This window comes from Paenibacillus gorillae (assembly GCF_000513275.1).
GTDB lineage: Bacteria > Bacillota > Bacilli > Paenibacillales > Paenibacillaceae > Pristimantibacillus > Pristimantibacillus gorillae.
The window spans coordinates 15,531-31,074 of the sequence record NZ_CBVJ010000118.1; the positions used below are offsets into that span (position 1 = coordinate 15,531).

Sequence of the window (15,544 nt, forward strand, 5' to 3'; positions counted from 1 at the left end):
GTAATAACTACCTCTTAGTTATACCGTCCGGACATCACAACCACGTCTACAACTTGTCACCAATTTGTCTCTAAAACTAGCAAACCTGAATTACAAAAATCGCCCGCATAAAAAACGGCCGAACCGTCCATGCCGGCCCAACCGTTATCATCAATATCGTACACGCACCCCGTCGATAACGGGCTCGCTGCTGCTGACAATTACATTTTGCTGATCGAACAACCCTTGGCTGACGGCTGTCGTCGTCTCGTTGGCATCGGCAATTTCAATAGGCGTCCGCACTACATAATAGGCATTACCAAGCGGACCCTGATGTTCTTCGACCGTGTACACGTAGGCGCCTTCGACGTCCTTGTGAACAGCATCATTAGGGACCAGAATAGCTGCTGCACTCTTCACTTTAGAAAGGTACAGCCCCACACGCTCACCGCCTTTCATGCCCTTGCCCTCGACAGCTAACGTAACCATTGTGGTCGAATTCATTCCTTGCCCTTGCACTTCTCCTAGCCCGCCAGCACCCCCGCCACCGGGTTCTCCGTCATTACCGCCTGCCGAATTGGACTTCATAGCGGTAATTTCGCCTTCAACTATTCGTTCTTCTTCACCGGTAAGCTGCATCTCCAGCTTATCCCCCTCGCTCAATAATTCGGCGATTGTCGAAGGAATCAGAATCTCGACCCGAAAGCCCTTAGCCATATTCGTCAATTTAATATCGGGAACGCCCGAAGACCCCAAGCCCTCCGTCGCCCCAATTTCTGCTACGATTCCGTCAAACGGCGCAACCAGCTGCCGATTCTCCGCTCTTCCCGCTTGCTGAAGCTGTATGCGCTGCTTCTGATCGGCGATATCCAGCTTGGCTGTTTCTATCGCCAGCTTGGCGCTAAGCTTGGCGGCTTCATCGCCATCCGTAACCGCCTGAATATAGCTGTGCTCCAGTCCTTCCATCGACAGCTGCAGCTTCTTCAAAGCAGACTGAGCTTCAGCGAGCTGCTGCTTCGCTTCGGAGTCGTTGTATTGTACAAGTGCCTGCCCCTTGCTCACACGCTCCCCCTGCTTTACAAGCACCTTGGCAACCTTCCAGCCTGCGGGATTTGCCAGCTCCCTGATCTCGGCCGGAACGACTGTCCCCGAGCCTTTGAAAGCATGGGTAAGCTCCCCCTTCTTTGTCTGAGCCGTATAAACCTTGGGCAGCGTGAGCGCCTGCAGCGTGTTGCCGGTCAATGTCAACACAACAAGCAACCCAAAAAACAAGGCTGCAATCAGCCGAATCCTTCGTTTTCGCAATCGTGCTGCCGTCTCATCCCAATCCACAATCATCACTCCTGTACTATCCTTTAATACCCGAAAGCTGCACGCCCTCGATAAAGTAAGATTCCGCATACAGGAACAGCAGCACCATCGGCGTCATGTAAAGCGCCGAGGCAGCGAAGCCGATGCCGCGTGCTTCCTTATCGATATAAGCGAGGTAAAGCGAAAGCGGCTGCTTAGAAGCATCCTGTAGAAAAATAAGCGGCTGCTCGATCATATTCCAGTAATCGACGAATAGCAGAACCGTTAATGCGGCGAGCCCGGGCTTGGCGAGCGGTAATATGATACGCGCAAAAATCGTCCAGGCCCCCGCGCCGTCGATCTTCGCCGCTTCCGTATAAGCAAACGGAATATGGGCCATAAACTGCCGCAGCATAAACACGCCAAACGCCCCGAAAATACCGGGAAGAATGAGCGCAGCCCCGCTGTTCATCAAACCAAGCTTATCAACGACCATGTAGTTCGGAACGAGCGTCACTTGAAACGGCATCAGCATCGTCATCAAATAGAGCAGGAATAGCTTGTCCCTTCCGAAAAACCGAAGCTTCGCAAAAGCATAGGCGGCAAGAGCAGCGACGGCTGTCTGTCCGGCAATAATCGGCACCACCAGCGCCACGGAGTTCCAGAACATCCGCAGAAACTTCGGGGCCAGCACAAGAACGTGCAAATATTGCTCCAGCGACAACCAATCAGGCAAAACCTTCAAATTCACGAAAGCGTCCTTACCGCCTGCCGCAGCGTCCGTCATCTGTCCGATAAGACCGTAATTCAATCCGATCTCCTGCTCCGTCATCAGCGAGTTCGTAAACGTAAGTACGATGGGCACCAGCATAATCGCGGCCAACACCCCAAGCCCAATCGTCAGAACCAGCTTGGATATCCATCCCGGCCTCTTCATATCCTAGTCTCCTTCCCGTCACTCCATATTGTCACGAAACCGGCGCTCCGCCCGCAGCAGCCCCGTCACAAAGAGGACGATGCAGCCGACCATCAGTGTAGCGGCTGCCGTCAGCTTCTGAATATCGAGTGAAAAAAACATATTGTTCATATAGTGCTGAAGCATATAAATGCGGTCATACGGATAGTCGCCAGCCAGCAAATACGTCTCCCGAAATACTTTGAATGAATTAATAATGGAGATCAGGACGACGAAAAACATCGTAGGCGTCAAATAAACGAGTGTAATATGAAACAGCTGGCGCAACCGTCCCGCACCTTCGATCCGCGCCGTCTCGTAATAGTCCTGCGGAATCGATTGTAAGCCGGCCAGAAACAAAATCATGTTATAGCCGATGTTCTTCCATAGATACATGACGACCAGAACTCCCATCGACCAGTCCGACTGCAGCCAGTCAATCCGCTCCTTGCCCCAGTGATGCAGCCAAAGATTAAGCGTGCCATTCCAGTCGGCAAATATTTGCCAGATCATGACGATGGAAGCGACCGGTACGACCAATGGCATGATAAAAGCCGTTCGCAGCCCGTTGCGGAAAAACATCGGCCGGTTCAACAGCAATGCCAGCGATAGCGACGCTGCAATCAGCAGCGGAACGCTAATCCCGGTAAAAAGCATCGTATTCGCCGCCGCCTTGCGGAAGGAGCTGCTTGCCAGCAGATCCTTGTAGTTGTCAAAGCCGACAAAAGAGCCGCCCAGCGTCCGGTCCGTGAACGATTCATAGACCCCCATAAGAAACGGGATGATGTAAAAGACCGCAAAGCCGATCAAGCTTGGCGCCAGAAAGAGCAGCGCCAGCATACCCTCCCTTCGGACCCAGCGCTGCAGCCGGTTCCTACTCATTGATATAAGTCGTCACTTTGTTCTGAATGAGCTTCGCCACAGCCTCGGCCGTTTTTTGCCCGCTAAAGAACGCCAGTGACTCGTTATAGATGATCTCTTCGACTTTGCTTGATTGATACGCCACCTGATGAATGGCTCCATTGACATAACCCGTCAGCTGCTCAATTTTCGCATCGTCTACCGGAACGGATGCCCCGTGCAGCGGCCCATCCTCATGTCCCTTGACCGAGCCCATCTTCTTCAATTCCTCCAGCTGGTTGGCATAAGCCTTCTTATTAATCGGGAAGCCAGCGGACAACGGGGAACTTGCGATCTCCTCCGACATCATAAATTTAACGAAATCCCACGCCTCCTGCTTCACCTTCGAATTCTCACTTAGCCCGATCGTACGATACGAGCGGAAATAGCCTCCGGGAGATGTTTCCTTCGTATGCGGTTTAGCATACAAACTCATATTTTTAGCGAGATAACCCTTTAAGGTAGTCAAATAATCACCAGGAGAATTAATTTGAGTCGGGAAAAAGTAAGGACGTTCTTGCCCGATCACGCCGTCGTCGGCCATCGTTTTCACTTGCTTCATCAGATCCGTGAAAGCAGCCGTCTCGAAGCTCGCTTTGCCTTTCTTCACATCGATGTAGGTCGCGTAGTTATCCGTTACCATCATGGTCAAAATACTGCCGGGCATGCTGGCAATCACATTCGGGTAGTCGCCGTCCTTGACGAGCTTCTTCGAGATTTGAGCAAAATCTTCCCATGACCATGACTTGTCATCGATCTGTACGCCAGCCTTCGCTATTGCGTCCACATCCCCGGCAAAACCCATCAAGAAAAAGGATAATGGCATGCCGTAAAGACCGCCTCCGATCCCCGCATTGTCTAGAATATTTGTGAAATAATCGGCTTTATTGAAGCCCTTATCCTGCTCCATCAACGTATTGAAATCGGCTAGCAGCCCGCGTTTCACGTAATCTTCAATCGGCAGCTTGTCCATTTCCAACAGATCCGGCCCTTTGCCGGCCAGCATCGCCGTATTGGTCGTAGTGGCGAATTTCTCCAGGTCCGCTTCCACATGTTCGTTGTCCGTATCGATGTGCTGCAGCTTGATCTCAATATTCGGGTGAAGCGCTTCATACTTTTTCTTTGCTTCCTCAAACTTATCGTCTTGCCAGAAGGTTGAGAAGACAATCGTCTTCTTCCCTTTATCTGTCGTTGCTGTTTCTCCCTCTTGATCGCCTTTGCCCGGTTTGCCCGCCGGATCACTCGTCCCGCCAGAGACGTCGCCGCCCCCGATTCCATTCCCGGAAGAGCCTTCTGTATGGTTGCCCGATCCGTTCGCACCGCTGCAAGCAGCAAGTGTAAAAACAAGAAGCAGGCCGGTTAGTATACACATCATCTTTTTCATCCCTATATCCCCTTTCTGTCTGATCCCTATGGATTCGACTTCTTTACTTTAGGGGAATGATGTCATGAAAGAATCTTAGAGTTGTAAACAAGTTGTCACGAAACTCAAAAAAAAACACCTTCCGCTGCCGGAAGATGTCTAGGAATGATCTATTGTTTGAACGCGACGATAATCAACTGGGTATTAAAATTATCGTATAGCTCTACCTTAGGAGCAGCAGGCTGCGCGGCGCTCACGCCGTCGTACGGCTTCCGTCCTTGAATGAAGAGGGCCCCGTTGTCCGGACTCCAAGCCATCTGTGCAGCGACAAAGCCGCGATAAACGGATTTCTTATTCAGCAGATTATTGCCTTGCAGCTTCGCCACATCAATCGTCGCTTCCTCTGTCGTATAAGCAATGTATTGCCGGTCCTTCGACAATTCAAAGCTGCCCACTTGATCCAGCAGCACGGATACGCCAGCATTGCGCCGGTCATACGTAAACAAAGTGCCGTCGGTGCCGACAAAAGCGATCCGGTCCTTATCCAGCCAGTCCACCTGAAGATTATCGTTCAGTGTATGCTCATATTCGCTGACGAACTGGCTGCCCTTCCATCTGCCCAGCACGAAGCTCGTAAGCTTACCTTTCTCAGCCTTCACTATTAAGGCACTGCTGCCATCGTCGGACAGCTTGATGGAATAAAAATAAGCCGTTTTATTCAAGTCAGGCATCGTGTAGTTCTTCTTCGTCTTATTCTCTGTATCGTACACACTGATCTCAGTCTCGCCCTGCTCTGACTGTGAAAAATAGGAAAAATAGCGGCTGTTATCCGACCATGTCAACGTTCTTGGAATTTGCCTCGCCGAAAAATCCAACGTGTCGATTACTTGAACCGTCCCGCCAGACAGCGATGCCACAGAAATGTCTGCCGATGCAGATTTAAAGCTAAATCCTGCGTAATACCGGCCATCCGGCGACAAGCCCGTCAAATCGGTCGTATAGAGATCCAAATTCAGAAGCTTTTGCGGCTTCTCATATGGCGGAACATATCGTTCGATCGTCTGGTTTCCCTTATCCCCCCAGTATGCCCGGATCAAAGACTCCGGTCCGCTCCAGCGAAACTCGCCCACACTTTTCTCATGCATATAGGGAAACCTGTATAACGTACGGACCTCGAAAGCTTCACCCCCGCGATCCTCTGGCACTTCTTCAGCTTTGTCCGGTATAATGATCGTCTCAGAGCGAAGCCTGCTCATGCAGCCGGATAAGACCAGCAGCAGAATGCCGAGACATAAGCCTATGCGTATATGCTTAATGTTCATGCCATCTCTCCGCTTTCGTATAAGGTAGCTCCACGGTAATGAGCGTTTCCCCATTCTCGCTTCTCATTCCAATAGTTCCGCCGATATCGTCCACGATTGATTTCGCAATGTTAAGGCCAAGCCCTACGCTGCCCTGCTCTTTCACCCGGCTTTCGCCCAAATAAAAGGGCTCGAAAATTTTGGCGAGCTGCTCAGGCGGGATCGTATCGCTTTCGTTGGCAAACACAATACGTACCCATTCGTGACCGGCACTGGCTTTGACCGAAATTTCCGAATGGGCGTGACCGTACTTGATTGCATTATCGACCAGATTGATGAACAGCTGCCGGAGCTTGTCCGGTTGTCCCCCGACGTAAAGCCCGGCCTCGGCGTTAAAATCAATGGTCTTCTTATATCTTTGTGCCTTGAACGCCATCGCCTCGCAAACATCCTTTAGCAAAGGCCCGATTTCAATTCTTCCCTTGTCATCCCAGCTGTCCTGCTCCTTGGAAGCCTCCAGCAGCGAGACGACCATCTCATGAAGCCGCTGGCTCTCTCCCACAATATGCTTCATCCCTTTGCGGAAAAACGCAGGATCACTTTCCCCGTTTTCCCTAATCAGCTCCGCATAGCCCAAAATCGAGGTCAGCGGCGTCTTCAGCTCATGCGTCACATTGTCATAGAAATGCTTGCTTTGCAAATGCAGCTTTTCCAGCCGGTCGCGGTCTCGTTCGATCTTCCCGATCTGGCTCCGCAATTGCTCGATCATGTCATTGAAGTTGCTGGCAAGCCGCCCGATCTCATCGTTGCGCCGCATCGTCAATCGGACATCCAGATTGCCCTTTGTCACTTCGTTCGAGGCATTGGCCAGCTTCGTCAACGGAATTGATATGTGGCGGGAGAGCAAATAAGAGAACAAGAATGCAGCGCCAAAAATCGCCAGTGCGATATAAAAAATCGCATTCAGAATTTTCCCCGACTGCTCATATAGCGAGCCAAACGTCTTGGAGTAGCGAAGAATGCCCACCTTCACCCCGTCGATAATGACCGGATAGGAATAGAGCACGGCAGCTGTACCGCTGTCGTAAGAAATCGTATACGCGGTCGAGCCGCGGAGCGCTTGCTTCAGATCATTGTCCGAAGAACCGGCGAAGACGGACGGGTTGGAAGCATACAGCAAGCTGCCGTCTATGGAGTAGGCGCTCACTTCGCTGGAGGTGGCATACAGCAGATCGCCGATCATTTCCTCCGCGATTTGTCCAAAGTACACTTCGTTATTTGTAAAATGGTTAATCATAAACGCCTGACGGACGTAGCTGTTGCCCGTTTTTTTCAGCCCGAGCAGATCATCCGTAATAATCTTCTGATTGCTTGTCTGAATGATGCTCGTAACCGTCTGGTTCAACAGCAGGAAGGAGACTAGGAAAATCAGAAAAAAGCCGACGATGAATTTCGAGCGAATGGATCTCAGCTGAAGAAATCGCATCATCGTTAATCAATATCCTTCTCGAATTTATAGCCGATGCCAAATACCGTCGTAATGAAATCATTGGCATCCAGCTTTTTGCGCAGCCGCTGTATATGATTGTCCACCGTTCGCGTCTCCCCGACATAGTCATAGCCCCAGACCAATTCCAGCAGCTCTTCTCGCGTGAAAATCCGGCCCCGGCTGCTGCAAAGCTTCACGAGCAAATCGAACTCCTTGGGCGTCATGTCGACCGCATCCCCGGACTTTCTAACGAGCCGCTCGCTGCGAATAATCTCAATGTTCTTGAAGCGAATGACTTCATTCTCCGGCTCTTCGCTGCCGCTGCGGTTCGCCTGCGCCATGCGGCGGAGAATCGTTCGAATCCGGGCGATCACCTCACGCAGATCGAACGGCTTCGTAATATAATCGTCGGCGCCAAACTCCAAGCCGAGTATTTTATCCGTAATATCGGATTTCGCTGTAATCATAAGAATAGGAATGTTGTAGCTGGCTGTCACTTTCTTGCACACCTCAAGGCCGCTTTGGTCGGGAAGCATCCAGTCGAGCAGCAGGAAATCGGGACGGAACCGTTCCATCTCCCGCAGGCCGTCCGCTCCGCTCGCAGCCGTCTGCGTCAGATAGCCTTCTTTGGTTAAGCCGTATGCAAGAAGATCGGCAATGGCTTCCTCATCCTCGATTATAAGAATTTTAGTCTTCTCCATCTTGATCCCCAATCTTCCCCTGACAATTTATCGGCATATAGAAACATCATAGCATGACCGCTTGCTATTTATAAAATAGGTGCCTGAAAAAGCAAAAACCCGACCTCTTGCGGTCGGGTTTAACATGGTGAAGAATCGTTGCGTATTATTTGTTTTTAACCCAGCTCGGGCTGGTGTTTGTTACAGCAGTAAGCATTTTTTCGTTTTTAACCATAGGAGATTGGCATTGGGGACATACGGGAACCATATTGAAAACAAAGTTATCCCTCATCCAGCCTTTGCAATCCTCGCTCGAACAAGACCATATGGCAGTTAATTCAGTGGGGAGATCTTCTACATTCTTTTTCCGAGAATTGTACATGCGCGCATCCCTCTTTCTTGAATTCGTTATAGGTGCAGCTGTGATAAAAAATCGCCCCAAACGTCAGTCCGGGGCATGATTCTCTGCTAATCCTACAGCTTTACAACGTTCTCAGCTTGCGGTCCGCGGTTGCCTTGTACGATGTTGAATTCAACGCGTTGACCTTCGTCAAGCGATTTGTAGCCGTCGCCAACGATTGCGCTGAAATGCACGAATACGTCGTTGCCGCCTTCAACCTCGATAAAGCCAAAGCCTTTTTCTCCGTTAAACCATTTCACTGTACCTGTTTCCATTGTAAAAAACCACCTTTTATCTGATATGCATCTGATTTGCATGACCTTTACTTCTTTCCCAAGAAATAAAAATTCACATCGCGTATAAGGTTATTGCTTGATAGAATAACCCTCTACGCTATGTGAATTCGTTAGGTCGCTATTTCGATAAAGTTAGTATAACACAGATCGGCACGAATAAAAATTGGCATTCGCTGTAAATGAATGACAATCGGTAAAAAAAGGCCGATTTTTAGCAGCTTTAGACTGAGAAAAGCCAGCCTTTAAGCCAATCCGCCGAGTTTACAAGAAATTTGCGATGCCGCCGACTTTACATCCTGAATGAGCTTCGGCATTTCCTGCTCGCTTAACCGATGGACAGGTCCGGCAGCCGACAAACTGGCGACGATGCGCTGCTGGGGATCAAAGATCGGAGCCGCCACCGCGAATACATCTTCATCCACCTCACCAAGCGTCATGGAATAACCGTTGTCCCTGATCTGCTGCAGCTCTTTGAGCAGCGAGGTCTTGTCTGCGCTTTTATCCTCTTCAAACACTTTGGTCATTTCCCCGATTATTTTATCGCTTTCGTAAGCGAGCAAAATTTTTCCCGAGGCGCCGGAATTAAGCGGCAAAATGCGGCCGTTCTCAATCGTCAGCCTAACCAATCTTCGGCTTGTTACGTTTTCTATGCAAATGGCTTTGGAGCCTGAACGGACAAACAGCACCGTCGTTTCATTCGTCAGACCCGTAAGGTCTTCCATAATAGGCCGGGCAATCGTCAGGAGTTCCTTCTCGATCTGCTGGGACAAGCTTCTTGCCAGGTCAAAGATTCGAAGTCCCAATCCGATTTGACCTCTGCCTTTGCGCTCTACAAAACCATTCTTAATGAGCGTTTGAATAAAACGGTAAGCTGTACTGTCGGGAATGCCGACCTTCTCCGCAATCTCGCTAACCGTCAGTGTAGAGCCCGATTCTGCAAGTACGAATAAAATGTCGATAGCACGTCCCAATGTTTGAGTCCCATTCATCTCTGCACCTCAAGTTAAAGCAATAGTCATACTCTGACTATTATATCATATTCGTTGTTCACCGCGGGATTTGCGCAGCGTCGTTTTTTCAATTTCCAGCAGCATGGTATTGGCCGTCAATGCAAGCAGTGAGACGAGCAGCGTTCCCCAGACCATCTTCGGAAGCGAATTCTGATACAGCCCTTGGAATAAAATCGTGCCCAGTCCGCCTGCATTGATCCAAGCCGCAATTGTGGTAATCCCGATTACCGATACCGAAGCGATCCGCAGGCCGCCAATAATGACCGGCAGTGCCAGTGGCAGCTCGATCTTAATGAATAGCCTCCAGGGTCCGAACCCCATCCCTTTACCCGCCTCGATAATCGCCGGATCGATAGATTGAAAGCCCGAAATGACGTTCCTTACAAGGATGAGCTGGCTATAGACGACTAATGCGATGATCGCCGGCTTTGCGCCCAGTCCCACCAGCGGGATGAGCATGGCGAACATGCCTAAGCTTGGAATGGCATAAATGATTCCTAATACGGATAATACGGGTATGGCTATCCGCCGGTGTCTGGACAGCCAATAGCCGATTGGAAGCGCGATGATAACCGCAATCAGCAAAGATACGGCCGTTAAATAAATATGCTCCAGAAAGGCGGTCAACAGATCGCTATAATAGCGGGTGAAGTACTCAATGATCCCGTTCATTTGCCGTTACCCGGCTTCAACTGCTCCAGCGTCAGTTGGCCCGCAGGCTCGCCGCCGCTGTTCACTACGACAACATAAGGAACATTATGCTGCAGCAGTGTTTGAAGCACCGTCTTCAAGCTGTCTCCCGCCTGTACGCGCGGAATGTGCGTCCCAATCGGCTCCTGCGGCAGACTGATCATATGCTCGCCAGCCCGCATCAGGTTCAACTGCTGGAACAAATCATCCGCTTGAATCAATGTCGAGACGAACTCATTGCTAGGATTGGACATAACGGCAAGGGGCGTATCATATTGCTGAATCGTGCCTTCATTCATGACGATCATGCGATCGCCAAGCTTCATCGCCTCTTCGACGTCATGCGTAACGAAGAGCACGGTTTTGCCAAGCTCTTGCTGGATGCTCTTGAAGTCATCTTGGAGCTTGGTGCGCGTAATGGCGTCGATTGCGCCAAACGGCTCATCCATGAGCAGAATCGCCGGGTCGCCAGCCATCGCCCGGGCAATGCCGACGCGCTGCTGCTGACCGCCTGACAATTGGCGCGGGTACAGCTTTTTGTAGTTTTCCGGCAAATGAACGAGCTTCATCAAATAATCGACTTTCTCTGCCGTTTTCTGGCGCTCCCAGCCGAGTATGTTCGGTACGGTCGCGATATTTTGCTCAATCGTCAAGTGCGGGAACAGACCCACCTGCTGGATGACATAGCCGATGCTTTGGCGCAATTCGGTCACAGGCGTGCTCCGGATATCCTTGCCGAATACGGAGATCGTTCCGGTCGTCGGTTCGATAATGCGGTTAACCATTTTCAACAAGGTCGTCTTGCCGCAGCCGGAGGCGCCTAAGATCGTGACGAAAGAGCCTTGCGGTACGATGAGACTCGTCTCATGAACGGACGGCCTAGCTGCCTTGGAAAACGTTTTGGACACCTGCTCGAACTTGATTGCCTCTTTGCTCATTATTATCAGCTCCTGTAGGAAGGGGGCTCCCCCTCATTCGGAGAAACCCCTTTGCATCTTGCTTCGATTGCTTATTTCAACAACCCTTGCTCTTGCAAGAACGCTTTTGCCACTTCGGCATACTCTTTCTTGTCGATATCAACTTGGGCGTTCAGCTTTTGTACCGTTGTGTTGTCGAGCTTAGCCGAAACGGCGTTCAGCACTTTAGCTACCTCCGGATCCTGCTCGTTCAGCTCGCCGCGAATAACTGGAGCTACGAAGTATGGAGGCCAGAATTTTTTGTCGTCTTCAAGCAGGACGAGATCCGGATTCGTCAAATCGCCGTCTGTCGTAAAACCAACTGTTACATCCGCCTCGCCATCCAGCGTTACGCGGTATTTGATGCCGTAGTCAAACAGCTTGATGCTTTTGAATTTCATTTCGCCATAGAACGCGTTCAAGCCTTTCAAGCCGTCCTCACGCTCTTCAAATTCAGGCACAGCGCCCAAGTTCAGCTCAGGAGCCAGCTTGACCAGATCGGAAATTTTATAGAGGTTGTATTTCTCAGCCACTTTCTTCGTCGTTACGAGACCTTGCGAGTCATTCGCGTTCGTTGGCTCCAGCCATACGAGGTTAAACTTCTCTTTGTAGCCTTTCGCTACTTCGTCATATACGGCTTTGGCATCCGATTGCGGAGGCAGCTCCAGCACGTTGATCAGACCAGTGCCCGTATATTCCGGGTAAAAGTCGATGTCGCCTTTCTTAAGCGCTTCATGGGCAACGAGCGTGCCGCCGAGGTTCAGCTTGCGATCAACTTTATAACCGGCATTCTCAAGCGCGAGAGCATACATTTCGCCCAAAATCAGCGATTCGGTAAAGTTTTTGGACCCTACCTTGATAACTTTCTTCCCGCCGGAGCCGCTATTGGATGAGCAAGCGCTGACGACCAGAATAATACTAATAAGTAAAGTTGCTAATACAGCTAATCTCTTTTTCATGGAAAGACCCTCCTCAATTTATGAACGCTGATATTTAACTGCCGCTCTTTCGATTCCTGCGAAACCGATTTCTGATAGAATGGCGAGCAATGCCACAGGCAATGCCCCAACAAGCAACAGAGAGAACTTGTACATCCCGAGTCCGTTAATGATGAACGTTCCAAGCCCGCCTCCCCCGATAAATGCCGCCAAGGTGGCGCTGGCGACGACCTCCACTGCGGCTGTCTTCATGCCGGAAATCATCAGAGGCGCTGCAAGCGGCAGCTCGATCTTCCGCAGCAGCATACGCGGCCCCATGCCGAGGCCAGAGGCGGCTTCTATAATGGCGGGCTCTACGCCCCTGAAGCCCATATAAGTGTTAATGAGAATCGGCGGACAAGCCAGCAGCGTGAGCGCAATCAGAGCGGGTGCAAAGCCGGTTCCCATAATCGGCAATATAATGACAAGCACAGCCAGACTGGGAATGACACGCAGCGAATTGAACAAGCCCATGATCGGCCCGGTCAGCCATTGCTTCTTGGCGCATAAAATGCCAAGCGGTATACAAATAACGGCAGCGATAAGGAGTGCGTATAGACTCAGAGACAGATGTACCCGAACCGCCTCCCAGAAACGGTCGCTGTTCGCTACTATATAATCGTAGGCACCGAGGAAAACATTCACCTGAAATCGTCCTCCCTTCCTATTGATTATCAATTATCAATAATTAGTTACCAATATTATTAGTCTATATTTCCTATCATGTCAATCGGAATTATTGCGTTATGTCATTGGCAAGCCGGATTAGCGTATGAAGCAGGACGTTCGCTCCGGCTTCGCAATCGTCAAGACTGCTCCACTCTTGCGGATGATGGCTGATTCCGTCCTTAGAGCGGATCAAGATCAGCCCCATATCCGTTATGCCGCTCATGACTACGGCATCATGACCCGCCCCGCATATCATCCGATGCTCGGGTATATCCAGAGTACCACAGCTGGCGGATATCGCGGCCATAACCGAATCGGCGGATTGCACGGGGTCCGCGCCATCTATGATACGGATAGCTGCTTCCAGCCCCCGCTCATCGGCCACCCGATTGACGGCGGACTCCATCGCCCTTGCCATCTCTGCGAGCGAATCCAGCCGTTCGTGGCGGACATCTAGCGTGAACATCACTTCGCCGGGGATGACATTGATTGCACCCGGGCTTATTTGAAATGTGCCCGCAGTTGCAACGCCGTCAGCCTGCAATGCGATCCGCTCCGCCGCAAGTATGGCTTCGGCTGCAGCGGCCATCGGATCGCGTCGCAGCTTCATCGGCGTTGTGCCGGCATGATCGGCTCTTCCCCTCAAGCGCACCTCCAGCCAGCGATGACCATAGATTGCTGTAGCGATGCCTACGGGAATCTCTTGATCCTCCAGAACGCGGCCCTGCTCGATATGAAGCTCGACATAGGCTTTGATCTCATCTCTGCCGCGTGCGGCTTGCGACGCCTTATGCGGTTTCAAGTTTGCCCGTTCCATAGCCTCTTTAAGCGTGATGCCGGAAAAATCAGTCAACTCCAGCCAAGCCTCATCCCAGCTGCCAGCCATCGCCCGGCTGCCGAAGTAGCCTGCTCCGAAGCGGACGCCTTCCTCATCGGTGAAACAAATGACCTCCAGCGGACGGGAATGGCGAATGCCTTGCTCCTTCACAGTGCGAAGCGCTTCGATTCCGCTCAATACGCCTAACGGCCCGTCGAACCGTCCTGCCTGAATGACGGAATCAATATGCGAGCCGGTCGCCACAGCTCCCGTGATTTCACCTTCGAGACGGCCAATCAAGTTGCCCGCCTCATCTTGTCTGACGGTTAGTCCCGCATCCTTCATCAAGTGGACTATGAACTGACGGGCTTCCAGTTCAGCTTCGCTTAGTGACAGTCGTGTAACACCGCCGCTGCTGGCATCTGCTCCGATCTCGCCTAACTGCTGCAGCAAATGCCACAGCCTCTCACGGTTAATCCTTAGGGTTGCCGTCTCACTCATTCGGCCACCTGCTCGCCATGTGCATCAAAGGCCAGCAACGCCGAGCCAAGCGCCTCCGTACCTGCTGCCACATCGGCATAGTCCGTCCACTCCTCCGGGCAATGGCTTCTGCCGTCCTTACTCGGCACGAAGATCATTCCGATCGGCGCAATCCGCGCAAGCTGATTGGCGTCATGCCCCGCCCCGCTTGGAAGATACACGGAAGGAGCAACAGCGGCGCAGGCTTGCATGACCTGCTCCAGCACGGCGGCTTCCACTTGCACCGCATCTGAGCGCGACAAGATTTCAATCGTCAGCTGGAGACCGCGATTCGCAGCGATGACGGCTGCTTCCGCAGCAAAAGCGTCATACACAGCTTCCACGATGCTCCGGTCCAGCGAGCGGATTTCGAGCTCGAACCGGACAAGTCCAGGCACAACATTCGAAGCGTTTGGTTCATTAGCGATTTTACCGATGGTGCCTACCGCATCCTTCGCATGGCTTAGGCAGTGGCGTTCGAAGGCCAATCCGATTTCGCAAAAGCCGGCCAATGCATCATTGCGCATATTCATCGGCGTCGTGCCAGCATGGTTTGGCGCGCCCTCCAGCGTCACGCGGCAGCGCTGGATGCCGACGATGCCCTGCACTGCACCTAGACGGTGGCCCGTCTGCTCCAATACCGGGCCTTGCTCAATGTGCAGCTCCAGATAGAGTGCGACATCACCCGGTTTTCTGGCTTGCTCCGCAAGCGCGGCAACATCGCCTCCCTGCCGGTTGATCGCATCCGCGAGCTTCAATCCGGTATGGTCGCGAAGCTCCAGCATCTCGGTGGACAAATTGCCGACCATCCCGCGGCTGCCAATCGTCGAGAGGCCGAATTCGCTTGGCTCCTCCGCCGTAAAATCAACTACTTGAAGAGGATGGCGAAGACGAATACCCGTTTCTTGCAGACGTCGCGCAATTTCGATTCCCGCCAGTACGCCGATAATTCCGTCAAAGCGCCCGCCCCCCGTAACCGTATCGGTATGGGAGCCGATCAGAATCGGCGGCAAATCGGGATCGCTTCCGGGCAGGCTTCCAATCAGATTGGAGGCGGCATCAATCGACGTGGACAAGCCCGCTTGCTGCATTTGCTCCGCCAGCCATTCTCGCCCTCTGTCGTAATACTCGGTAAACGGCCGCCGGGTCCAGCCCGGCTTGGAAGCATCCCGGAACTCAGACAACTGCTCAATGCTTGCCTGAAGTCTGGGTACATCGGGAACCAATTTTTCGCCCATTCCGGTCACTCTCCT

16 protein-coding genes are annotated in these 15,544 nt (G+C 51.8%); all 16 read right to left on the reverse strand.

The annotated features are described in order from the left end of the window. Positions 1-150 precede the first annotated feature (150 nt). The 16 genes from TY10_RS22425 to TY10_RS22500 all read right to left on the reverse strand — a co-directional run bounded on the left by TY10_RS22425 (position 151) and on the right by TY10_RS22500 (position 15,529). A complete protein-coding gene (locus TY10_RS22425) occupies positions 151-1,311 on the reverse strand; it encodes an efflux RND transporter periplasmic adaptor subunit (RefSeq protein ID WP_052350715.1) in 1,161 nt (386 codons plus the stop codon). A 16-nt stretch (positions 1,312-1,327) separates the two neighbouring features. Further along, positions 1,328-2,206: a carbohydrate ABC transporter permease gene (locus tag TY10_RS22430; RefSeq protein ID WP_042168533.1), complete on the reverse strand. Its 879-nt coding sequence runs from the start codon at positions 2,204-2,206 to the stop codon at positions 1,328-1,330. 18 nt (positions 2,207-2,224) lie between these two features. Further along, a complete protein-coding gene (locus tag TY10_RS22435; protein WP_081735435.1) occupies positions 2,225-3,106 on the reverse strand; it encodes a carbohydrate ABC transporter permease in 882 nt (293 codons plus the stop codon). Continuing rightward, entirely contained in the window at positions 3,099-4,508 is a 1,410-nt protein-coding gene (locus TY10_RS22440) for an ABC transporter substrate-binding protein (RefSeq protein WP_042168535.1), read from the reverse strand. The genes TY10_RS22435 and TY10_RS22440 overlap by 8 nt, the downstream gene beginning before the upstream one ends. Before the next feature lie 149 nt (positions 4,509-4,657). Next, the gene (locus TY10_RS22445) at positions 4,658-5,809 is read right to left on the reverse strand and encodes a hypothetical protein (RefSeq protein ID WP_042168537.1); all 1,152 of its coding nucleotides are present in this window, start codon (positions 5,807-5,809) and stop codon (positions 4,658-4,660) included. Further along, positions 5,799-7,277: a sensor histidine kinase gene (locus TY10_RS22450; RefSeq protein WP_238327908.1), complete on the reverse strand. Its 1,479-nt coding sequence runs from the start codon at positions 7,275-7,277 to the stop codon at positions 5,799-5,801. The genes TY10_RS22445 and TY10_RS22450 overlap by 11 nt, the downstream gene beginning before the upstream one ends. 2 nt (positions 7,278-7,279) lie before the next feature. Further along, positions 7,280-7,978, reverse strand: coding sequence for a response regulator transcription factor (locus tag TY10_RS22455; protein ID WP_042168540.1), 699 nt, complete (start codon positions 7,976-7,978; stop codon positions 7,280-7,282). 145 nt (positions 7,979-8,123) lie between these two features. Then, positions 8,124-8,339 (reverse strand): cold-shock protein, encoded by a 216-nt coding sequence (locus TY10_RS22460; protein WP_042168543.1) that lies wholly within the window; start codon positions 8,337-8,339, stop codon positions 8,124-8,126. A 92-nt stretch (positions 8,340-8,431) separates the two neighbouring features. Next, a complete protein-coding gene (gene cspD, locus TY10_RS22465) occupies positions 8,432-8,632 on the reverse strand; it encodes a cold-shock protein CspD (protein ID WP_042168546.1) in 201 nt (66 codons plus the stop codon). A 263-nt stretch (positions 8,633-8,895) separates the two neighbouring features. Beyond that, positions 8,896-9,642, reverse strand: a complete 747-nt coding sequence (locus TY10_RS22470) for an IclR family transcriptional regulator (protein ID WP_042168549.1) — start codon at positions 9,640-9,642, stop codon at positions 8,896-8,898. Between the two features lie 45 nt (positions 9,643-9,687). Further along, positions 9,688-10,335: an ABC transporter permease gene (locus TY10_RS22475; protein WP_238327909.1), complete on the reverse strand. Its 648-nt coding sequence runs from the start codon at positions 10,333-10,335 to the stop codon at positions 9,688-9,690. Next, positions 10,332-11,291 carry an ABC transporter ATP-binding protein gene (locus tag TY10_RS22480; RefSeq protein ID WP_042168551.1) on the reverse strand — a complete coding sequence of 320 codons (960 nt, stop codon included), beginning with the start codon at positions 11,289-11,291 and terminating at the stop codon, positions 10,332-10,334. Before TY10_RS22480 ends, TY10_RS22475 begins: the two co-directional genes overlap by 4 nt. A gap of 71 nt (positions 11,292-11,362) precedes the next feature. Next, positions 11,363-12,268 (reverse strand): ABC transporter substrate-binding protein, encoded by a 906-nt coding sequence (locus tag TY10_RS22485; protein ID WP_042168555.1) that lies wholly within the window; start codon positions 12,266-12,268, stop codon positions 11,363-11,365. Positions 12,269-12,286: 18 nt separating this feature from the next. Then, positions 12,287-12,931: an ABC transporter permease gene (locus TY10_RS22490; RefSeq protein WP_042168558.1), complete on the reverse strand. Its 645-nt coding sequence runs from the start codon at positions 12,929-12,931 to the stop codon at positions 12,287-12,289. A 91-nt stretch (positions 12,932-13,022) separates the two neighbouring features. Next, a complete protein-coding gene (locus TY10_RS22495; protein WP_042168560.1) occupies positions 13,023-14,273 on the reverse strand; it encodes a Zn-dependent hydrolase in 1,251 nt (416 codons plus the stop codon). Next, positions 14,270-15,529, reverse strand: a complete 1,260-nt coding sequence (locus TY10_RS22500; RefSeq protein ID WP_042168562.1) for a M20 family metallo-hydrolase — start codon at positions 15,527-15,529, stop codon at positions 14,270-14,272. The genes TY10_RS22495 and TY10_RS22500 overlap by 4 nt, the downstream gene beginning before the upstream one ends. Between the last annotated feature and the right edge of the window lie 15 nt (positions 15,530-15,544).

What these genes read in the sequence shown, in the direction of transcription:
- TY10_RS22435 (WP_081735435.1), bottom strand. Translation starts at nt 3,106, where the DNA reads ATGAGTAGGAACCGGCTGCAGCGCTGGGTCCGAAGGGAGGGTATGCTG.
- TY10_RS22440 (WP_042168535.1), bottom strand. Translation starts at nt 4,508, where the DNA reads ATGAAAAAGATGATGTGTATACTAACCGGCCTGCTTCTTGTTTTTACA.
- TY10_RS22480 (WP_042168551.1), bottom strand. Translation starts at nt 11,291, where the DNA reads ATGAGCAAAGAGGCAATCAAGTTCGAGCAGGTGTCCAAAACGTTTTCC.
- TY10_RS22445 (WP_042168537.1), bottom strand. Translation starts at nt 5,809, where the DNA reads ATGAACATTAAGCATATACGCATAGGCTTATGTCTCGGCATTCTGCTG.
- TY10_RS22430 (WP_042168533.1), bottom strand. Translation starts at nt 2,206, where the DNA reads ATGAAGAGGCCGGGATGGATATCCAAGCTGGTTCTGACGATTGGGCTT.
- TY10_RS22500 (WP_042168562.1), bottom strand. Translation starts at nt 15,529, where the DNA reads ATGGGCGAAAAATTGGTTCCCGATGTACCCAGACTTCAGGCAAGCATT.
- TY10_RS22475 (WP_238327909.1), bottom strand. Translation starts at nt 10,335, where the DNA reads ATGAACGGGATCATTGAGTACTTCACCCGCTATTATAGCGATCTGTTG.
- cspD (WP_042168546.1), bottom strand. Translation starts at nt 8,632, where the DNA reads ATGGAAACAGGTACAGTGAAATGGTTTAACGGAGAAAAAGGCTTTGGC.
- TY10_RS22495 (WP_042168560.1), bottom strand. Translation starts at nt 14,273, where the DNA reads ATGAGTGAGACGGCAACCCTAAGGATTAACCGTGAGAGGCTGTGGCAT.
- TY10_RS22460 (WP_042168543.1), bottom strand. Translation starts at nt 8,339, where the DNA reads ATGTACAATTCTCGGAAAAAGAATGTAGAAGATCTCCCCACTGAATTA.
- TY10_RS22455 (WP_042168540.1), bottom strand. Translation starts at nt 7,978, where the DNA reads ATGGAGAAGACTAAAATTCTTATAATCGAGGATGAGGAAGCCATTGCC.
- TY10_RS22485 (WP_042168555.1), bottom strand. Translation starts at nt 12,268, where the DNA reads ATGAAAAAGAGATTAGCTGTATTAGCAACTTTACTTATTAGTATTATT.
- TY10_RS22470 (WP_042168549.1), bottom strand. Translation starts at nt 9,642, where the DNA reads ATGAATGGGACTCAAACATTGGGACGTGCTATCGACATTTTATTCGTA.
- TY10_RS22450 (WP_238327908.1), bottom strand. Translation starts at nt 7,277, where the DNA reads ATGATGCGATTTCTTCAGCTGAGATCCATTCGCTCGAAATTCATCGTC.